We start from the raw sequence: 18,201 nt of genomic DNA, 5'->3' as shown, positions 1-18,201 counted from the left end.
GGCGTATTATATTCAAAGAGCGATTTTTCAAGGAGGAAGACCATGTATAAGATAATGAAAGCAGAAAAACTGGCCGACAAGATTTTTCTGATGGACGTACATGCGCCCCGCGTGGCGCAGCACTGCCAGCCCGGACAGTTTGTGATTGTAAAGATGGACGAGAAGGGCGAGCGTATCCCCTTAACGATCTGTGACTATGACAGGGAAGCAGGCACGATTACAATCGTTGTCCAGGAAGTCGGAGCTTCCACGACAAAGATGGGAAGCTTAAAGGAAGGGGATTATTTCCGTGATTTTACCGGACCGCTTGGCTGTGCTTCCGAGTTCGTGAACGAGGATATTGACACTCTGAAAAAGAAAAAAATGCTCTTTGTAGCAGGCGGTGTCGGAGCCGCACCGGTTTATCCGCAGGTGAAGTGGCTTCATGAGCGTGGAATCGACGCAGATGTGATCGTAGGCGCAAAGACAAAGGACATGCTTATTCTTGAGGACGAGATGAAAGCTGTCGCGGGCAATTACTATCCGTGTACGGATGACGGTACATACGGACATGCCGGAATGGTGACTACAATGGTAGAAGAGCTCGTAAACGGGGGAGAAAAGTACGACGTCTGCGTGGCGATCGGACCGATGATCATGATGAAATTCGTCTGCCTCCTTACAAAGAAGCTGGAAATCCCGACAATTGTGAGCATGAACCCGATCATGGTCGACGGAACGGGTATGTGCGGAGCCTGTCGCCTTCAGGTAGGCGATGAAATCAAATTCGCCTGCGTGGACGGACCGGAATTTGACGGACATCTTGTGGATTTTGATCAGGCGATGAAGAGAAGCCAGATGTACAAGACAGCAGAGGGCCGTGCGATGTTAAAGCTCCAGGAGGGCGACACGCACCACGGCGGATGCGGACATTGCGGAGGTGACGAATAATGGCAGATATGTTAAAAAAGGTTCCGGTAAGAGAGCAGGATCCGAAAGTACGCGCGACGAACTTCGAAGAGGTTTGTCTCGGATATAATAAAGAAGAAGCTATGGAAGAAGCCACAAGATGCTTAAACTGCAAGAACGCGAAATGCGTGCAGGGATGTCCTGTGGCAATTGATATACCGGCGTTTATCCATGAGGTAAAAGAAGGAAATATCGAGGAAGCGTATAAGGTGATCGGAAAGTCAAGCGCGCTTCCGGCAATCTGCGGGCGTGTGTGCCCTCAGGAATCACAGTGTGAGGGAAAATGTATACGCGGAATCAAGGGCGAGCCGGTTTCCATCGGAAAGCTGGAGCGATTCGTGGCAGACTATGCGCTTGAAAACGACATCAAACCGGTTGGCGCGGAGAGGAAGAACGGACACAAAGTGGCTGTCATCGGTTCCGGTCCGTCCGGACTTACATGCGCCGGAGATCTGGCGAAGATGGGATATGACGTGACTGTATTCGAGGCGCTCCACGAGCTGGGCGGCGTTCTTGTGTACGGTATTCCGGAATTCCGTCTTCCGAAGCAGAAAGTCGTTGCAAAAGAGATCGAGAAAGTCAAAGAGCTGGGCGTAAAATTCGAGACAAACGTTGTGATCGGAAAGTCCACGACGATCGATATGCTGATGGAGGAAGAAGGATTTGAGGCGGTATTTATCGGCTCAGGCGCAGGTCTTCCGATGTTCATGGGAATCCCGGGAGAGAACGCGAACGAAGTGTTCTCCGCAAACGAGTACCTGACAAGAAGCAACCTGATGAAGGCATTTGACGATTCCTACGACACACCGATCGCGGCAGGAAAGAAAGTGGCCGTAGTCGGCGGAGGAAATGTGGCTATGGATGCTGCCAGAACAGCGCTTCGTCTCGGTGCGGACGTTCACATTGTGTACAGAAGAAGCGAGGCAGAGCTTCCGGCCAGAGTGGAAGAGGTACACCACGCGAAGGAAGAGGGCGTGATCTTTGATCTTCTGACAAACCCGAAGAAGATCAATGTAGATGAGAACGGAAACATCACCAGCATGACGGTTATCAAGATGGAGCTGGGAGAGCCTGACGCTTCCGGAAGAAGACGTCCGGTGGAAATTCCGGGATCTGAGTATGATATCGAGGTGGATACGGTAATCATGTCTCTTGGTACATCTCCGAACCCGCTTATTTCCTCCACGACGAAAGGTCTGGAGACAAACCGCAGAAAATGTATCGTCGCTGACGAGGAAAACGGACAGACTTCCAAAGAAGGCGTATTCGCAGGCGGAGACGCCGTGACAGGCGCGGCTACGGTTATCCTTGCCATGGGTGCGGGAAAAGCCGGAGCAAAGGGAATCGACGAGTACATCAAGAGCAAAGAGTAATTTTCCGGAAAATCAGGCGGAAGGAGGAAACCGTGCCCGGATACGGCGTGAAGCTGTATCGCGGGTACGGTTTCCTCATTTTAATGCAGCGGATCGGAGGGGATGCTTATGAGGAGCGGAAAAGGTAAAAAACTGTCATGGATGATCTGTGCGCTGGGCTGGCTCGTTGCAGTCATAAGTTTCGCTTTTCCTTCAAAGGCATGACAGGTGATAAAATGCGTACAGAGAAAGAAATAATTCTGGAAGGTAAGGAGTTTACGAATGTTAGAAGCAATCAGAGATAGGATGCACAGCCTTGTGGAGGAAGATTATAAAGAGTTCAGTCAGAAGCTGATTCCGGACGAAAAACATGTTCTTGGAATCCGCCTTCCGGCGCTACGGAAACTTGCGAAGGAGATTGTGAAAGAAGATTTCAGGACGTATTTGCAGGAGGCTCTGGATGAGCTTGGCGAGGACTCCTTTCACGAGGAGATCATGCTGGCCGGACTGGTGATCGGAGCGGCGAAAATGGAGCGGGAAGAGCGCAGAAGCTATCTGGACCGCTTCGTTCCCCATATCCGGAACTGGGCGGTATGCGACAGCTCCGTGAATGGCTATAAGTTTATGGAAAAGGAGCCGGACTACTGGTTTTCCTATCTTCTTGAGTTCAAAAACAGCAAAGAAGAATTTGAACTCCGGTACATGATCGTGTCAATGATGTCCCACTTTGTGGATGAGACGCATATTGATGAAATCCTTTCGCTCTGCAATGAGATCCGGCATGAGGGTTACTATACGAAGATGGGGGTAGCCTGGACAATCCAGGTCTGCTATGTGAAATTTCCCGAGAAGACAAGGAGCCTGATTGAAAACAGTGCGATGGATGATTTCACACACAACAAGGCGATCCAGAAGATCCGGGAATCTTATCGGGTGAGTCCGGAGGAGAAAGCGTATTTAAACAGTCTGAAAAGAAAATAGGAGAATGCAGACAGGCGGGAAGATGCTATTTCTTCCCGTCTGTCTGTGTTTTTATTTGTAGATCCCGTTGATCGTCACTTCGAACAGTGCCTCCGCGCCGCTCAAATCCGGATTATTGCTGTAGTCATCCGGGAAAGTGACGTATACGTCGACCTGATCGCCCGGGTGATATCCGATGAGCTGCTCCTCAAAATCATCGATATAAGAACCGGAGCCGATGACAAGATCCGTCCCTGCGCCGTTTGTGCTGCCTCCGTCAAACTCCACGCCGTCAACGGATCCTACATAGTCGATGTTTACCGTGTCTCCGTCCTCCACGGTGAGAGACGTGTCCGTGGAGTATTCTGCCGATGCGGCTTCGGAATCAGTCTCCTCTTCAGAATCCGTGCTGTCTGTACCCTGACTTCCTTCAGTATCGGAACTGCCGGAGGAAGAGTCTGCGGAAGAGCTGTCGGAACTGTTTGCAGAATCACTTTCGGAAGCAGAATCCGAAGTAAAGGCAGAGACAACAATGGCGATGATCAGAATGATAGCTGCAAGGGAAGGAACTCCTATGACAATGCCTTTGCTTATTTTTCTTCTGAGCTCTTTTTTGCGGCGCTCCTTTGCCCTTCGTTCCTGTGCCATCTTCCGGTTTTCCTTCTTCATATCCCTTACCTCATTTCTCTGTGATTATTCTGTTACAGTATCATAAAAGGAAAATATGATTAATTTGTGATTTTTTTTCAAAAAATACATGTTATACTATTGAGTATACCGCGTTTGAATAGCTTCAGTGCACAAAGGAGACAATACGGCCGTCCCCTTGTACACTGACGCTGCAGAGCGGGAAAAGCCAGACTGGAGAAACAGGTATGACCATAAATGAGAAAAACACAGACGGTACACTTTTTCTGAAAGATGTTACAGTGAAAATAGAAAACAGACTGAAGGAGATTAGGGAGGACTTAAGCGAAGGCCAGAAAGAGATCGAGAACATGCACGAGTACTACTGGGACAACTACACTGAGATGGACCAGTACGGGTACGAAGAGTATGACAACCGGCAGGCGCTTCTTCAGCAGACGAATGCAAACACCGAGAAGCTGAAGCTGAAGCATCGCTTCGAGAAGATGCTGGACGCGCCGTTTTTCGGACGGGTTGACTTCGCATTTGAAGGGGAGGAGGAATCCGAGCCGTTTTATATCGGAATCGGGAACTTCGCGGAAAAGACCGGAATGACACCTCTTATTTACGACTGGAGAGCCCCGGTGAGCAGCCTTTTCTACGACTACGACAAAGGAGAGGCGTCTTACGAGGCTCCGGCGGGAGAGATCAGAGGGGAGATTACCTCAAAGTGGCAGTACAAGATCCGCGGCGGAAAGATGGTCTACGCATTTGAGAGCGATACGAAGATTGATGATGAGATATTGCGCCAGGAACTCGGAAGCAGCGGGGATGTAAAGCTGAAAAATATCGTGCGGACAATCCAGAAGGAACAGAATGCCATCATCCGGAACACAAAGGACCGGATCCTTGTAATTCAGGGAGCGGCGGGGAGCGGGAAGACGTCCATCGCGCTCCACCGGATTGCCTATCTTCTGTACCACGACCGGGAGAATCTGAAGTCGTCCAACGTACTGATCCTGTCGCCCAACAGTGTGTTTGCGGATTATATCTCCCATATTCTTCCGGAGCTGGGCGAGGAAAATATTCAGGAGATGAGCTTTGATATATACGCCTACCATGAGCTGAAAGGCGCGGTGCCGGACTGTGAAGACCGGTATGATCATCTGGAGCGCATCATGAAATTTCCGGACAGCGGGGAGAAAGAGCGGTTCCGTCTGAAACAGTCCGAGGATTTCGTCGGAATGACAGAAGGTTTTCTCGCCACACTGGAAGACAGGCTGATTGATTTTAAAGAGGTGAGTTTCCGTGGGGCTAAACTGACGGAGGAAGATCTGATCCGCCTGTTCTACTTTAAGTTTCAGGAGACGCCGCTGCTCAAAAGAATGGACGCGGTCATGGAATATTTTGTGGACGCCTATGAGACGCTGAAAGGCCGCGATATTTCCGATGAGGACAGGGAACTTCTTCAAGGGAAATTTGACAGCATGTATGTGTCGAAAGACCTTTATGAGATCTATGGGTGGCTCCTTGAGGATTACGGATTCGATCCCCTTCCGGATGTGCCGTATGAGAGGAGAAAACTGCAGTATGAGGACGTGTTCCCCATGCTGTATCTGAAATACCGGCTTACAGGACGAAACTCGAGGAAAAATATCAAACATCTTGTCATCGATGAGATGCAGGATTATTCTTTCCTTCAGTACACGATTCTGAAAAGTCTTTTCGAGTGCAGGATGACAATCCTCGGCGACTATGCGCAGACTCTGGATACGAAACAGCATGATGTGCTGAAGTTCCTGCCGAAAATACTTGGACGTGATATCCGGACGGTGATCCTTAAGAAAAGCTACAGAAACACGTACGAGATTGCCAGATATGCGGGAAAGATCAGCGGAATCACGGATCTCGATCTGCTGGAGAGACATGGAAAGCCGGTGGAGGAAGAAACATTCTCGTCTGCTGACGCGCTTCTGGATGCGGTGTCAGAAAATCTGAATCTGGGAGAGGACGGCTATGAGACGGGTGCGGTCCTGACTCTGACAGAGGAAGAGGCATATGACGTGTACCGGCTGCTTAAGAACCGCGGCACAGAGGCGTCCTATGTGGACCGGGACAGCTCCGCGTTTAAGCGGGGGCTGACCGTGACGACGTTTTATCTGGCCAAAGGGCTGGAATTTGACCAGGTGTTTATGATTCAGCCGGAAAAGGACAATCCGCTGGCTTCTCAGGCGGCATATATCTGCGCCACGAGAGCGCTGCAGGAGCTGTATGTATACGGAGTGGAGAATGGAGGAAACAGTGATGAGAACAAGTAAAATTACAAGAGAGGAAGCGCTTGCGCTTTTAAAGGAGTACAACAAAGAGGCATTTCATATTCAGCACGGGCTCACCGTGGAGGCGGTCATGCGCTGGTATGCGGACGATCTCGGATACGGAGAGGAAAAGGACTACTGGGGAATCTGCGGGCTGCTGCACGATATTGACTTTGAGATGTACCCGGAAGAACACTGCAAAAAGGCTCCGGAACTTCTCGCGCCGGCGGGCGTCGGTGAGGATATGATCCGCACGGTCTGCTCCCACGGATACGGAATCTGCAGCGATATAGAACCGGAGCATGAGATGGAGAAAGTACTCTTTGCGGCAGACGAGCTGACAGGTCTGATCTGGGCGGCGGCTCTCATGCGTCCGTCAAAAAGTGTCTGCGATATGGAAGTTTCCAGTGTGAAGAAAAAGTTCAAGGACAAACGGTTTGCCGCAGGATGTTCGAGAGATATTATCCGCACCGGGGCGGAGCAGCTTGGATGGGAGCTGAACATGCTCTTTGAGAAGACGCTGGAAGCGATGAAATGTTCTGAAAAGCAGATTCAGGAGGAGATGGAGCGCTGTGTATAGTGTGTACGAGACATGTATCTTTGATCTGTACGGGACCCTTGTGGATATCCGGACGGACGAGAGCAGTCCGCTGCTTTGGGAGAAAATGACGCTCTTTTATGCCTGCTATGGGGCGCAGTATCTGCCGGATGAATTGAGACAGTCGTATGAGAGGCTGGTGGATACGTTCGGGAGAGGGAAAAAAGGAATCAGAAACGACGCCCACGAGTCCCACCCGGAGATCCGGATCGAGGATGTGTTCAGCGCCCTCTTTTCAGAGAAAGGCATCAGCGCGGACGAATCGCTGGTCCGCCAGGCGGGGCAGTTTTTCCGGATTCTGTCCATAGAGCATATCCGGCTTTTTTCTCAAAACTTATCGATCAGTATCATATTCTGCCTGAGAGAGCCATTATGGTCGGAAACGACGGGGTATGCGATATTGAAGGGGCGAAAAGAACCGGACTTTCCAAAATTCTGACGGGAGAACCGATGAGAAAGAAAGCCGGAAAGCATGACGGGAGAAACGGAGGAGAAAATTGAAAGTAAACGCGCACTGTCTGGCCTGCCTCATCCGAATGCAGGAAGAGCAGTTAAAACATTTTGACAATGAAGAGAAAAAATGCCGGCATATGAGGGAGATCTTAAGTTTCCTCGGCACATGCAATCCGGATCTTTCGGCTCCGACTCTGATCCGGCCGCTGACCCGGATCTATGAAAAATACTGGGGAGAAAAGCCGGGAAGGGAAGACGTGGAACGGGTGAAGCAGGAGTTCAATGAGTATCTGCTCTCAATGGAAGAAGAACTTGAAAAGGAAATCAGAAATCATAAAGATCCGCTCCAGGCGGCACTTACATATGCCCGGACCGGAAACTATATCGACTATTCGGCGGTGAAGGATCTCTCAAAGGAGAAACTTCTCGAACTGCTGGAAAGTCAGGGGCGAGAAGGTCTTGACCCGGATGAGTATGGGAGATTTACAGAGGAGCTGAAAAACGCATCCCGCCTCGTCTATCTGACCGACAACTGCGGAGAGATCGTGCTTGACAAAATCGCGCTGAAACTCTTAAGAGAGCAGTACCCGGATCTTAATATCACTGCCATTGTCCGCGGGGCAAAGGTGGTAAACGACGCAGATCTTGAGGCGGCGTGTTTCACAGGACTTGACCGTGTCGTACCTGTGATGGACAACGGAAGCGAGATCGCAGGGACGGACCTGAGCGATATCAGCCAGGAGGCGGAGGAAGAGATCCGAAGCGCAGACATTATTGTGTCAAAAGGGCAGGGAAACTTTGAGACACTGCACGGATGCGGGCTGAACATTTATTATCTTTTCCTCTGCAAATGCGACTGGTTTATGCGGCAGTTTCAGGCGGAGCGATTCCAGGGAATGTTTGTCAATGAAAGGAGAATTCCGGAATGAAAGAAATGCGCCTTAAGAAAAGGGAGATCACGGATAACGGTACTCTGCGTGAGATACTTGAAGAATGCAATGTGGTGCGCATCGGCGCGAAAGATGCGGAAGGGATGTTTATCGTGCCGGTGAACTTCGGATATGAATTTGAGGATGCGGAAGCGGCATCCGGAGAGCAGACACTGAAGCTTTCCCTGTATTTTCACGGGGCGAAAGAGGGGCGTAAGGCGGAAGCTTTTGAGGCAGATCCGCATGTCGCCTTTGAGATGGACTGCCGGCATGAAGTGATCACAGGGGATTATACATGCAGCTATTCCTATGCATACCGGAGCATCATGGGAAGCGGAACGGTGAAAAGGCTGGAAAATGAGGGAGAGAAACAGTACGGGCTCAAAAAGCTGATGGAACATATGGCTCCCGGCGCAGGGACTGTATTTCGTCCGGATATGCTTGAGAAAACTGCCGTGTACCGGATCGATGCGGAACATTTCACCGGGAAAGAGAGAAAAAGGAAAACGGAGAGACAGGTTTGAAGATCACGTTAATTACAGTCGGAAAGATTAAGGAGAAGTATTTAAGAGACGCGGTCGCCGAGTATGTGAAACGCCTGAGCCGTTACTGTAAACTGGAGATCATCGAAGTGGCGGATGAGAAGACGCCGGATCAGGCCAGCGAGACAGTGGAGGATATGATCCGGGCGAAAGAAGGAGAGCGGATCATGAAGCATATCCGGGATGATATGTATGTAATCACTCTGGAGATCGGAGGAAAGATGCTCTCTTCCGAGGAACTGGCGGATAAGATCAACACACTTGGGATTCAGGGCAAAAGCAGCATTGCCTTTGTCATCGGCGGGTCCATCGGGATTGGACAGGAAGTGCTGAAAAGGTCGGACTTTGCACTCAGTTTTTCAAGGATGACATTTCCCCATCAGCTCATGAGGGTGATTCTGCTTGAACAGGTGTACCGGGGGTATCGGATTATCAGCGGGGAACCGTATCATAAATAAATGCGTTTTTTTATTTTGGGTGATGCGGTGTGAAGTAAACGGATGATATAATGAAAAAAAGGTAAGAGTGATAAATTGGAATTTTACAAGGGAAGATTGCTGTGAAAAATAAAAAGATCCGCTTAATAATTGCGATAGTATTTGTTTTAATAGCTGCTTTGACCATATGGTATTTTATGCCAACTACTTTTTTGAGTAAAGTTAACCCGTCCGATATAAAATCTATATCTGTTTTTGATGGCAATACAGGCGAAAGTTTTGACTTTAGCGATAGAGATGAAATACGTTATGTTGCAGAAAATATACAAAGCACCAAAATGCAGAAAGATACGCTCTCCATAGGATATATGGGTTATAGTTTTCGTATAAGTTTCTTTGATGAAAATGGAAAGGAAATTGAGAGCTTCATTATAAATAGTTCCAATACAATTCGCAAAGACCCGTTTTTCTATCGTTGTGACGGCGACCTGTGCTTTGATTATTTGAAAGAGCTTGAAGAAAAATATTCAAGCTGAACGGCTGCTTCGCCCTTGTTTCAAAATTGAATTCATACCCGCACCTGGATATGTTATGGAGAGCTATCTCATAATAAGTGATTCAAAAAAGTATATACAAGGAGATCATATAAATGACACGAGAGGAATATGTGGCAAGAATGAATTCAGAAGATGACTGGGCTCCCGGCTGGGATGCGGTCGAAGAGGAATTTAACCGGCTGTACCCAGGCAGAGAACCGTCTCATTATGGCACTGAGATCCATGCAAGAGCCATATTTGGCGGAGATAATTATCTTGACGGCTATTCGATCTATGATTCGGGAAAAGGCTATCAGCACATTGTTACATTTGGGATGAGTGAGCTTTATACCGACGAAGATGCTTTCGGAGGCGAGTACAGCCGGTGGGGTTATGAGATGACCATAAAGCTGAAGGAAGACAGAGCCGAGGACTGCCTCTGGGCGTTGGACATGTTGTCCAATCTTGCCCGGTATACCTATACGACTGAAAGATTCTTTGAAGCCGGAGCGTGTGTACCGGGAAATGGAACGCCGCTTCATATCGGAACAGATTCTCTGATCACAGCGCTTATCGCGGTGAATGATACTTCCGCGCAGACGCTGGACACTGTCCATGGAAAAGTGGAATTCATCCAGTTTGTGGGAATAACGGAAACAGAGCTGAACAAGATACGGGAAGACTTCGACAATCTTCCAATCCTGATCGAGAACATGAAAAAGGAAAATCCGGAGTTGATCACAGATATGAAGAGAAAAAAGTCTTATCTGTAAAAAGATATAAAATATATGCTGAGGCGCTGTAAAGTGAAGATTTTGAAATGAGCTGTCAGGTATTACAGACAAAAGATCATGAAATGCAAAAATATGAAAACTAAGGGAGGAGAGAGAGTATGATTTTGTACATCATTATAGCAGCCGTCCTGCTCGTTAATGTGATAAATCCCCGGATTCTGTGGTATATCGACTCATGGAAATATAAGTCTTTCCAAAAAGAAGCACCTTCCTCTTTATATCTTTTTCTGTGCAGGCTGCTTTCGGCGCTGGGATTAATGATCCTGATTTTGGTAATTTATTTTCAGCCGTTGCATTTGGCTGATCTCGCTGATCCAACGTCAGAACTTTCGATCAGCCGGCAGCATATATATGTCGAAAACGGTGAACCAGAGATTGATACAGAGAGCTATAATGACCTGTCAGAAGATCAGACCCGGCGCATCATTGATTCTCTACAGCAGTATATCTATCGCAGGACGCCGGGAACTTTATTCTCTGACGGTTCTTTATCAGATCTTGGAGAATGGCTGATCTGTATTTACATATATAGGGACAATGAGCTTGTCAACACTGTAATCGTCTCGGATACAGGGGACATATCTGTAAACGACAGATGCTACAGTATGCAGGATTCCCCAGCGTTGATACAGGAAATAACAGAGATTCTCTGATCTCATCCTGACGTCAGCTCATCGTGTTCGGCTGCTAATTTGAAAAAACTCCCTCGGAACATTCAGATTGGTTTGGCAGATAATAATCAGGAAACCGATCATGTTTCAGAAGGGAGTTGTTTTTTGTGCAAATGCAGAATGCTCATTTAGCCGTCGCATCTGTCCCGGTCCAGAACTGGGGAGAGCTGTACGATCAGGATGCGGCGCTGAAAACAGGAACTATTTTTAAAGATCTGGATCTTCCGTTTTTTGCAGCTGATCAGATTCCGGGGGCTCTGTCTTCTCTGGAGGATTCCCTGAAGAGCCCGGAAGAAATAAAATGCCGCGATAAAATGCTGGAAGTCCAAAAGGTCAGTTTTATGATGGATGACCTGAGGCTGTATCTGGATACGCATCCCGAAGATCAGGACGCCCTGGCTGTGTTCAGGGATGTTGTGAGACAGAGAAAGCAGACGCTGTCCGAATTTGCGGAGCAGTTTTATCCTCTGACTCCGGACTGTATGGCGGAAATATATGAAAAGGAGCCTTCCTCATCCTGCTACTGCTGGCAGAAAGGCGCGGCTCCGTGGGAAGGGGTGTGCTGCTGATGTGGATCTATGAAAAAAGGCTTCAGTACCCTGTGAGGATCACAAAAACCTGTCCGAAGACAGCGCAGCTTATCATCAGCCAATATGGCGGGCCGGACGGGGAATTGTCCGCTTCCATGCGGTATCTTTCCCAGCGCTATACCATGCCCCTTAAATCCGTAGGCGGACTTCTGACCGATATCGGTACGGAGGAGCTGGCGCACATGGAGATCATCTGCGCCATGGTATACCAGCTGACAAAAAATCTGACGGTCGAGGAAGCGAAGGCAGCAGGCTTTGACGCTTATTATATTGACCATACGTCCGGGATCTGGCCGCAGGCGGCGTCCGCCCTGCCGTTTTCCGCGATGGAATTTCAGTCAAAAGGAGACGCTGTGACCGACCTGACGGAAGATCTGGCGGCGGAACAGAAGGCGCGTACGGTATATGATAATCTTCTGCGGATGATACCGGACCCGGAAATACGGGAACCCCTTAAGTTCCTGAGGGCAAGAGAGATCGTGCATTTCCAGAGATTCGGAGAGGCTCTGGAGCGGACGAAAGAAAAGATGGATGAAAAAAATTATTATTACTTTAATCCTGAATTTGACAAGGAGATGCTGTAAATCATATAACGTAAACAAGGAATGTACAAAAGGCGGACCGGATGGATTTCCGGCACGCCTTTTGCCGTTCTGAATAATGTATAAGTGAGAGAAGAGTGATACAGGAAATTAAAAATATGAAACAATGTATAGACCAGAAATATTTTCCGAAGCGTTTTCCGGCGCAGCATCAGGACTGTCAGCCGGGCATCGAATCATGGATGGAGCCGCTCCCGGTATTTGACGATCCGTGTTACCGGGGGAGCGGGAAGCTCAGAGGCAAGACTGCCCTGATCACAGGCGGGGACAGCGGGATCGGCAGGGCGGCAGCGGTCGCTTTTGTCAAAGAGGGGGCAGATGTCGCCATTGCTTATCTGAACGAGCGAAGCGATGCGGAAATGACAAAGCAGTATATAGAAAATATGGGCGGAAAATGTCTGCTCCTTCACGGGGACGTCAGGCAGGAATGCGTGTGCAGGCAGATCGTACATGAGACAGCGTCGAAGTTTGGGAAGATCAATATCCTTGTCAATAATGCCGGCGTACAGTTCCCGCAGCAGAGGATCCAGGATATTTCGGAAGAGCAGCTCTATACGACATTTGAAGTGAACGTATTTTCAATGTTCTATTTTGTAAAAGCAGTGCTGGACCACGGCGTCGGGTGCGAGAGTATCATCAATACGGCATCCGTCACCGCCTATCAGGGGGAAACGGATCTTCTGGACTATTCGGCGACAAAAGGAGCGATCGTATCCTTCACCCGGGCGCTGTCCAAGTCGCTTGCGGAAAAGAATATCCGGGTCAACGCAGTCGCTCCGGGACCGATCTGGACTCCGCTCATCCCGGCATCCTTTTCGGCGGAAAAGGTGGCAAGGTTCGGTCAGGACGTGCCGATGCGCCGTGCAGGCCAGCCATGCGAACTGGCTCCGGCATATGTATATCTTGCGTCAGGAGATTCGTCTTATGTGACCGGGCAGGTGATCCATGTGAACGGCGGGACGATCACTGGGAGTTGAGAGAAAGATCACATGACAAAATGGAGTAAAATGAAATGTAAAATTAACTGTACACAATATTCCATCTAAGTTACAATAGATAAAAAGAATCTGATAATTTCGGATATCTTAGGAGGCGGTGTGCATGGAAAAACTGACGTTTAAAAGACAGCTCTTTTTTGGAATTGTACTTATCATTGCCGGAAATATACTTGCCTTTACTTTCTTCAGCGGGGATGGAGATGCTTCTTGTTGGCATGGGGATTCTTATTTATTTTTTCGCTTGTGATCAAGAACTTGGAGAGATTGGAGGTATCCTATGAGACGAGAATTAGGCATTGCCAGATGTGGTCTTGCGTGCTGTCTATGCACAGAAAAGGCTGACTGCGATGGATGTGGCTCAAACGGCTGTCCGGATAATGATTTCTGTGAGAATAAAAAATGTTCGACAGCAAAAGGACTGACACATTGTTATAAATGTGAAGAAAATTGCAGGCAAGGATTATTGAGCAAAATTAAACCATACACATTTACCTTATTTGCAAAAAAGTATGGGGAAGAAAAGCTTTTGGACTGCTTAGAGAGAAATGAGAAAAACGGAGTTGTGTATCATAGAGAGGGCTTAAACGGAGATTATGATGATTTTGATGATGTGGATCAGCTGATGAACTTTATCCTGACAGGAGTGCGGTAAATTCTATCTTGAAGATATCAAAAGATAAAAGAAGAGCAGAGGACTTGGGAATAGAAATGGGGGATAAAAGATATGGAATGGATAGCGCTTATAGTAATAGCAGTTTTTGCAGGAATATTAGGGTTATATTATATTGTGAAATGGGCAGTAAAAGATGCATTAAGAGAATATTTTAGGGATAAAGATGCCTGATGTATACCAAAATAGCCTGACAGTCTGGTGTCGGCAGGGCAAGGAGGACGAGCCTGTGAAAAAACTAAGTGAAGACGCTGAAAAAATAATGGCGGAAAGATTTGGAAAAGATACCATTATTGCATTGGCGACAGTAGAAAATGAGGTGCCTTCTGTGCGCTATGTAAACGCTTATTACGAGGATGGCGCATTTTATATTATTACATATGCACTTTCAAATAAAATGAAGCATATAGAAAACAACCCTGCTGTTGCAATAGCTGGCGAATGGTTTACGGCACATGGGAAGGGTATCAATTTGGGATATTTCGGGAAAGAGGAAAATTGTCGGATCGCCGGGAAATTGAAAAATGTATTTTCTGAGTGGATCGACAATGGGCATAACGATTTTGAGGATGAGAATACTGTGATTTTATGTGTAGAATTAACTGATGGTCTGTTACTTTCACATGGAATAAGGTATGAGTTTTAGTCTGCAGCTTTGAGTCGCTATGCTTTGTTCATACTGAATCGGGAGGTGCACTATGAAGATCGAAATCGGAAAAGATTTACCAAGGTATTTCAAACCGGCATATCCGGAGGAATTTGACTTGTTTTCCCATTTTGAAGTGACGGCGGGAATACCCACTGTTTTGTTTGCCGTCACGACCTGGAAGGAAAACGGAAAGCCGAATGTCTGCTTTCATTCGTGGAGCTGCTTCCACGGGGATAAGAATGCTTTCTTCGCCGTGTTGGGCAACTTGTATCAGCATACCCACACCTATGCCAATATCCAAAGGGAAAAATGCTTTTGCATCAACTTCCTTCCTGTAAGTTCCTATGATAAGCTGGTAAGCACCATTCATTACAACGAAATGGACGATGACGAATTCTCGGCAGGAGGCTTTACGGTTTCCAATGCAAAGACTATCCATGCACCTACGGTCAGCGAAGCATTTCTCACGATGGAATGTACCTTGAAAGAGATACAGGATTTAAGCGGTGCGGGGATTACGGCTATGGTGATCGGGCGGGTGCAGCATATCTCTGTGGAGGAAGCCTACGCACAAGGGTATGAATTAAGATATGGAAAGAACGGATTTATGATGTTGATCCCCGCTCCGCAGGATCTTGTCACCGGAGAACCGAATCAGTCGGCGATCGCTACTGTACATATTGAGAAATACGACTGATATAAGGAGAGTGCGAAAGTGGCGACTTCAAATATAAAAGCAGCAGGCACGGTTTGCTGCGGATATAAGAAACGCTCTGGGAGGAAAATAATCTATGAGAGATATGATTGGGTACTGCGGGCTGGACTGCGAAAAATGCGATGCATACATAGCGACTGTCAATGACGATCAGACATTGCGGGAGAAAACAGCGAAATTATGGGCAGAGTTAAATAACGCACCGATTCTGCCGGAACATATTAACTGCGTGGGCTGCCGTGTGGACGGAGTAAAAACAGTATTTTGCGAGCATATGTGTGAAATCCGTAAATGCGCTTTGAGCAAAGGCGTTTCCACTTGCGGCGACTGTCCTGAGTTGGAAATCTGTGGGACTGTCGGGGCGATCATTTCAAATAATCCTGTTGCTTTGGAAAATTTGAAAAAATAAATACATAGAGTAACAACTTGGAATTTGCAGGACTGAAGGCTATAAACTAATAAAAATTTCCTTGTCAAAAAATCTTTGCGTTTATAATAGCGGACTGTAAAAGATGGATTGCTTTTCTTTTTGTTACATTCCACTGATAATATCCTTAGGAGGTAAAACGATGAGTATTGGAAAAACAATATTAAATGTTCGAAAGGAAAAAGGAATGTCACAGGAGGAATTCGGCGAATTATTTCATGTTACCAGACAGACGGTATCAAATTGGGAGAATGAAAAAAACTATCCAGATTTGAATACGTTAGTAACTATGAGTGATATGTTTGAAATTTCTCTGGATAAATTATTGAAGGAGGACAAACAAATGGTAAAAACAATAGATAAGGAAAGATTATACGGGAAGTATTATAAACATAAGCAATCTATTATTGATTTTTTTACAGGTGCGGGTACAGGACTAGTGATTTCGTGTTGTATTTCTCCAGATTCAATTAGAAGAACGGTTATACTTTGCATTGGGATTGCGATGTTTTTAATTGGTGGAGTTAAGAAACTTAGATGGGACAAAGAGGTTGTTAAGTATCTGGAAAAGCAAGAAAAGGAGCAATAAAGATACAAACAAATCCTAATTTATCTGTACACAATATGATGTCTAAGCTATAATAAAGTTAATCGTGTGTAAGTTTAAAGAAGTGAGCTGTTAAGGTGGAGGTATATGTATGCCAGAAATTGCTTTGTTTTATGGGATAAGGATTACTATGTATTATGATGACCATAATCCACCCCACTTTCATGTGGAGTATAATGGGAAAAAGGCTTTGATCGATATAAATGATGCCTGTGTTTTGCAGGGAGCATTGCCATCAAGGCAACTGAAACTTGTGTTGGCATGGTGTGTAATCCATCAGGATGAATTAATGCAAAACTGGGAACTTGCAAAGGATGGAAAACCGTTAAACAGAATCAATCCTTTGGTTTAAATATGAAGGAGGTGCTGTAATGTTAGAATATATTCCAACTGTGGTTCAGGTAATACCATACGAAGATTATACTGTGGATGTATATTTTGATGATGGGAAAATTGTATGCTGCCATGCAGAAAAAGATTTGTCTCCTAATATTTTTGATCGAATAAAGGAATATCATATTTTTATGAATAAATGTGTGGTTTTAAATGGAACGTTGGCATGGGATGTGGCTGGAGGAAGGAATGTAAACGAGTGCATTGATATCGATCCTTTATATTTGCACGAGTTGAAAAAAAGTAAAGAACGAATAGCATAGAATATTAAATATATAAACCGCACTTTGATATGTTATGGAGAACCGTATCACAAATAGAGGAGGTTTTTCGCATTTGGATATGATTTGTATTCACACCTAAACATGGCTCATGGCTGAATATGATTGAAGGTTTTTTCAGCAAAATGACAAAGCAGATGCTTCGTGGAATACGAGTTAAAACGAAAGAAGAATTAAAAGAACGCATCTACAAGTATTTTGATGAGATCAACGAGGAACCGGTAATATTTCACTGGAAATATAATCTTGATGACATAGATGTATCTGAAGAGGTTATTGTTGATACATTGTCGGCCAAAAAGTCCAGTTAATTATCGAACGATGCACTAGATGAATTATCCCGTCAAGCATATTCTGATTATAGGGAAGGGATACTTTCTGAAAAAGAATATGGCAGTATACATGCACTTTTGATGGAATACCGATATCCAAGGTAACAGGACTATTTTCGTTCCGAAACAGTGATCCCGGCGGCAGGGCATAGTTATGAAGATGGCAAATGTTCTGTCTGCGGTACTGTAGAGAAAGGCTTTAAACCCAGAATTATCAAGGGTGCAAACAGTACATGGCAGAAAGGAACCAAGAATGTACTTTCCTTTACTTCAAATGCAGCCTTTGATGATTTCCTGAAAGTACAAATAGACGGAAAAGACCTTGATGCAGTAAATTACGAGGTTAAGGAAGGCAGTACAATTGTTACATTAAAGGCAACCTATCTGGAGACTCTTTCCGTTGGAAAGCATACGCTGGCCGTTATTTCCGATACAGGTACAGCAACAACGGAGTTTACGGTCAAGGCTGTTTCAGGAAACGATAATAATAAGCAGCCTCCACAGACTGGTGATGAAGTTCAAATCTTGATTTGGATTGCTTTTATGTTGGCGGGATCGGCTCTGGCCGGCACGGTTCTTTACATTCAAAAGAAAAAATACAGAAGATAATTTACAGTATTGCACCTTGCGGCATATCATAAAGCCGCAGGGTGTTTTTTTGAGCGATAAGCCCGGAAAGCGCCTGCCGTGGTGCCGTTTGTATAAGAAAGTGACAGGAAAATAATCCAATGCTATAATAGACAAAAATGATTGGAAAAGAGGGGATATAATGTCT

General features: G+C 46.3%; 25 protein-coding genes and 1 pseudogene. 25 read left to right on the top strand and 1 reads right to left on the bottom strand.

The features are described 5' to 3' along the window. Nucleotides 1-42 precede the first annotated feature (42 nt). The 3 genes from LKD70_RS03715 to LKD70_RS03705 all read left to right on the top strand — a co-directional run bounded on the left by LKD70_RS03715 (nt 43) and on the right by LKD70_RS03705 (nt 3,281). On the top strand, nt 43-930 hold the full coding sequence (locus tag LKD70_RS03715) for a sulfide/dihydroorotate dehydrogenase-like FAD/NAD-binding protein (protein ID WP_227706693.1): 888 nt from the start codon (nt 43-45) through the stop codon (nt 928-930). Next, nucleotides 930-2,321, top strand: a complete 1,392-nt coding sequence (gltA, locus tag LKD70_RS03710; RefSeq protein WP_227706692.1) for an NADPH-dependent glutamate synthase — start codon at nt 930-932, stop codon at nt 2,319-2,321. Before LKD70_RS03715 ends, gltA begins: the two co-directional genes overlap by 1 nt. 261 nt (nt 2,322-2,582) lie before the next feature. After that, nucleotides 2,583-3,281, top strand: coding sequence for a DNA alkylation repair protein (locus LKD70_RS03705; RefSeq protein ID WP_227706691.1), 699 nt, complete (start codon nt 2,583-2,585; stop codon nt 3,279-3,281). Between the two features lie 51 nt (nt 3,282-3,332). Here the strand turns inward: LKD70_RS03705 and LKD70_RS03700 are convergent, their stop codons facing one another. Beyond that, nucleotides 3,333-3,929 (bottom strand): FKBP-type peptidyl-prolyl cis-trans isomerase, encoded by a 597-nt coding sequence (locus LKD70_RS03700; protein ID WP_227706690.1) that lies wholly within the window; start codon nt 3,927-3,929, stop codon nt 3,333-3,335. 206 nt (nt 3,930-4,135) lie between these two features. Here LKD70_RS03700 and LKD70_RS03695 point away from each other — a divergent pair, with 206 nt between their 5' ends. The 22 genes and pseudogenes from LKD70_RS03695 (at nt 4,136) to LKD70_RS03590 (ending at nt 18,035) form a co-directional block, all read left to right on the top strand. Further along, complete coding sequence (locus LKD70_RS03695; RefSeq protein WP_227706689.1) at nt 4,136-6,205, top strand: HelD family protein; 2,070 nt, start codon at nt 4,136-4,138, stop codon at nt 6,203-6,205. After that, on the top strand, nt 6,192-6,782 hold the full coding sequence (locus LKD70_RS03690) for a hydrolase (RefSeq protein WP_227706688.1): 591 nt from the start codon (nt 6,192-6,194) through the stop codon (nt 6,780-6,782). Before LKD70_RS03695 ends, LKD70_RS03690 begins: the two co-directional genes overlap by 14 nt. A gap of 390 nt (nt 6,783-7,172) precedes the next feature. Beyond that, nucleotides 7,173-7,301 carry a hypothetical protein gene (locus LKD70_RS18710; protein WP_407690896.1) on the top strand — a complete coding sequence of 43 codons (129 nt, stop codon included), beginning with the start codon at nt 7,173-7,175 and terminating at the stop codon, nt 7,299-7,301. Then, a complete protein-coding gene (locus LKD70_RS03680; RefSeq protein WP_227706686.1) occupies nt 7,298-8,182 on the top strand; it encodes a damage-control phosphatase ARMT1 family protein in 885 nt (294 codons plus the stop codon). The genes LKD70_RS18710 and LKD70_RS03680 overlap by 4 nt, the downstream gene beginning before the upstream one ends. After that, nucleotides 8,179-8,706 (top strand): pyridoxamine 5'-phosphate oxidase family protein, encoded by a 528-nt coding sequence (locus tag LKD70_RS03675; protein ID WP_227706685.1) that lies wholly within the window; start codon nt 8,179-8,181, stop codon nt 8,704-8,706. The genes LKD70_RS03680 and LKD70_RS03675 overlap by 4 nt, the downstream gene beginning before the upstream one ends. Continuing rightward, nucleotides 8,703-9,182 (top strand): 23S rRNA (pseudouridine(1915)-N(3))-methyltransferase RlmH, encoded by a 480-nt coding sequence (rlmH, locus tag LKD70_RS03670; protein WP_227706684.1) that lies wholly within the window; start codon nt 8,703-8,705, stop codon nt 9,180-9,182. The genes LKD70_RS03675 and rlmH overlap by 4 nt, the downstream gene beginning before the upstream one ends. Nucleotides 9,183-9,283: 101 nt before the next feature. Then, nucleotides 9,284-9,697 carry a hypothetical protein gene (locus tag LKD70_RS03665; RefSeq protein WP_227706683.1) on the top strand — a complete coding sequence of 138 codons (414 nt, stop codon included), beginning with the start codon at nt 9,284-9,286 and terminating at the stop codon, nt 9,695-9,697. Between the two features lie 113 nt (nt 9,698-9,810). Then, the gene (locus LKD70_RS03660) at nt 9,811-10,470 is read left to right on the top strand and encodes a suppressor of fused domain protein (protein ID WP_227706682.1); all 660 of its coding nucleotides are present in this window, start codon (nt 9,811-9,813) and stop codon (nt 10,468-10,470) included. A 119-nt stretch (nt 10,471-10,589) separates the two neighbouring features. Continuing rightward, nucleotides 10,590-11,144, top strand: a complete 555-nt coding sequence (locus LKD70_RS03655; protein ID WP_227706681.1) for a hypothetical protein — start codon at nt 10,590-10,592, stop codon at nt 11,142-11,144. Between the two features lie 131 nt (nt 11,145-11,275). Further along, complete coding sequence (locus tag LKD70_RS03650) at nt 11,276-11,731, top strand: spore coat protein CotJB (RefSeq protein ID WP_227706736.1); 456 nt, start codon at nt 11,276-11,278, stop codon at nt 11,729-11,731. Then, the gene (locus LKD70_RS03645) at nt 11,731-12,336 is read left to right on the top strand and encodes a manganese catalase family protein (RefSeq protein ID WP_191375459.1); all 606 of its coding nucleotides are present in this window, start codon (nt 11,731-11,733) and stop codon (nt 12,334-12,336) included. Before LKD70_RS03650 ends, LKD70_RS03645 begins: the two co-directional genes overlap by 1 nt. A gap of 116 nt (nt 12,337-12,452) precedes the next feature. After that, a complete protein-coding gene (locus LKD70_RS03640) occupies nt 12,453-13,331 on the top strand; it encodes an SDR family oxidoreductase (RefSeq protein WP_227706680.1) in 879 nt (292 codons plus the stop codon). 124 nt (nt 13,332-13,455) lie between these two features. Continuing rightward, a complete protein-coding gene (locus tag LKD70_RS03635) occupies nt 13,456-13,599 on the top strand; it encodes a hypothetical protein (protein ID WP_162611243.1) in 144 nt (47 codons plus the stop codon). Between the two features lie 279 nt (nt 13,600-13,878). Next, a complete protein-coding gene (locus LKD70_RS18705) occupies nt 13,879-14,004 on the top strand; it encodes a hypothetical protein (RefSeq protein ID WP_407690895.1) in 126 nt (41 codons plus the stop codon). A 247-nt stretch (nt 14,005-14,251) separates the two neighbouring features. Continuing rightward, the gene (locus tag LKD70_RS03625) at nt 14,252-14,668 is read left to right on the top strand and encodes a pyridoxamine 5'-phosphate oxidase family protein (RefSeq protein ID WP_087179111.1); all 417 of its coding nucleotides are present in this window, start codon (nt 14,252-14,254) and stop codon (nt 14,666-14,668) included. A gap of 52 nt (nt 14,669-14,720) precedes the next feature. Further along, nucleotides 14,721-15,368, top strand: coding sequence for a flavin reductase family protein (locus tag LKD70_RS03620; RefSeq protein ID WP_087179089.1), 648 nt, complete (start codon nt 14,721-14,723; stop codon nt 15,366-15,368). 94 nt (nt 15,369-15,462) lie between these two features. Continuing rightward, complete coding sequence (locus tag LKD70_RS03615; RefSeq protein ID WP_087179090.1) at nt 15,463-15,795, top strand: DUF3795 domain-containing protein; 333 nt, start codon at nt 15,463-15,465, stop codon at nt 15,793-15,795. A gap of 160 nt (nt 15,796-15,955) precedes the next feature. Next, complete coding sequence (locus LKD70_RS03610; protein ID WP_106788251.1) at nt 15,956-16,402, top strand: helix-turn-helix domain-containing protein; 447 nt, start codon at nt 15,956-15,958, stop codon at nt 16,400-16,402. A 109-nt stretch (nt 16,403-16,511) separates the two neighbouring features. After that, nucleotides 16,512-16,772: a DUF4160 domain-containing protein gene (locus LKD70_RS03605; RefSeq protein ID WP_087156573.1), complete on the top strand. Its 261-nt coding sequence runs from the start codon at nt 16,512-16,514 to the stop codon at nt 16,770-16,772. 19 nt (nt 16,773-16,791) lie between these two features. Next, nucleotides 16,792-17,076 (top strand): DUF2442 domain-containing protein, encoded by a 285-nt coding sequence (locus LKD70_RS03600; protein WP_087176953.1) that lies wholly within the window; start codon nt 16,792-16,794, stop codon nt 17,074-17,076. A gap of 83 nt (nt 17,077-17,159) precedes the next feature. Then, nucleotides 17,160-17,405: pseudogene (locus tag LKD70_RS03595) on the top strand (transposase); the annotation flags it as partial. A gap of 150 nt (nt 17,406-17,555) precedes the next feature. Next, nucleotides 17,556-18,035, top strand: a complete 480-nt coding sequence (locus LKD70_RS03590) for a hypothetical protein (RefSeq protein ID WP_227706679.1) — start codon at nt 17,556-17,558, stop codon at nt 18,033-18,035. Nucleotides 18,036-18,201: the final 166 nt, after the last annotated feature.

The organism is Ruminococcus turbiniformis, from assembly GCF_020687545.1.
GTDB lineage: Bacteria > Bacillota > Clostridia > Lachnospirales > Lachnospiraceae > Mediterraneibacter > Mediterraneibacter turbiniformis.
Note: the sequence above shows the minus strand (reverse complement) of the source record. Positions and strands in the feature narration are given on the sequence as shown.

Excerpts from the sequence above, each read along its gene's own strand:
- LKD70_RS03715 (WP_227706693.1), top strand. The coding sequence starts at position 43 with ATGTATAAGATAATGAAAGCAGAAAAACTGGCCGACAAGATTTTTCTG.
- gltA (WP_227706692.1), top strand. The coding sequence starts at position 930 with ATGGCAGATATGTTAAAAAAGGTTCCGGTAAGAGAGCAGGATCCGAAA.
- LKD70_RS03705 (WP_227706691.1), top strand. The coding sequence starts at position 2,583 with ATGTTAGAAGCAATCAGAGATAGGATGCACAGCCTTGTGGAGGAAGAT.
- LKD70_RS03700 (WP_227706690.1), bottom strand. The coding sequence starts at position 3,929 with ATGAAGAAGGAAAACCGGAAGATGGCACAGGAACGAAGGGCAAAGGAG.
- LKD70_RS03695 (WP_227706689.1), top strand. The coding sequence starts at position 4,136 with ATGACCATAAATGAGAAAAACACAGACGGTACACTTTTTCTGAAAGAT.
- LKD70_RS03690 (WP_227706688.1), top strand. The coding sequence starts at position 6,192 with ATGAGAACAAGTAAAATTACAAGAGAGGAAGCGCTTGCGCTTTTAAAG.
- LKD70_RS18710 (WP_407690896.1), top strand. The coding sequence starts at position 7,173 with ATGGTCGGAAACGACGGGGTATGCGATATTGAAGGGGCGAAAAGAACC.
- LKD70_RS03675 (WP_227706685.1), top strand. The coding sequence starts at position 8,179 with ATGAAAGAAATGCGCCTTAAGAAAAGGGAGATCACGGATAACGGTACT.
- LKD70_RS03660 (WP_227706682.1), top strand. The coding sequence starts at position 9,811 with ATGACACGAGAGGAATATGTGGCAAGAATGAATTCAGAAGATGACTGG.
- LKD70_RS03655 (WP_227706681.1), top strand. The coding sequence starts at position 10,590 with ATGATTTTGTACATCATTATAGCAGCCGTCCTGCTCGTTAATGTGATA.
- LKD70_RS03650 (WP_227706736.1), top strand. The coding sequence starts at position 11,276 with ATGCAGAATGCTCATTTAGCCGTCGCATCTGTCCCGGTCCAGAACTGG.
- LKD70_RS03645 (WP_191375459.1), top strand. The coding sequence starts at position 11,731 with ATGTGGATCTATGAAAAAAGGCTTCAGTACCCTGTGAGGATCACAAAA.
- LKD70_RS03640 (WP_227706680.1), top strand. The coding sequence starts at position 12,453 with ATGAAACAATGTATAGACCAGAAATATTTTCCGAAGCGTTTTCCGGCG.
- LKD70_RS03635 (WP_162611243.1), top strand. The coding sequence starts at position 13,456 with ATGGAAAAACTGACGTTTAAAAGACAGCTCTTTTTTGGAATTGTACTT.
- LKD70_RS03620 (WP_087179089.1), top strand. The coding sequence starts at position 14,721 with ATGAAGATCGAAATCGGAAAAGATTTACCAAGGTATTTCAAACCGGCA.
- LKD70_RS03615 (WP_087179090.1), top strand. The coding sequence starts at position 15,463 with ATGAGAGATATGATTGGGTACTGCGGGCTGGACTGCGAAAAATGCGAT.
- LKD70_RS03610 (WP_106788251.1), top strand. The coding sequence starts at position 15,956 with ATGAGTATTGGAAAAACAATATTAAATGTTCGAAAGGAAAAAGGAATG.
- LKD70_RS03605 (WP_087156573.1), top strand. The coding sequence starts at position 16,512 with ATGCCAGAAATTGCTTTGTTTTATGGGATAAGGATTACTATGTATTAT.
- LKD70_RS03600 (WP_087176953.1), top strand. The coding sequence starts at position 16,792 with ATGTTAGAATATATTCCAACTGTGGTTCAGGTAATACCATACGAAGAT.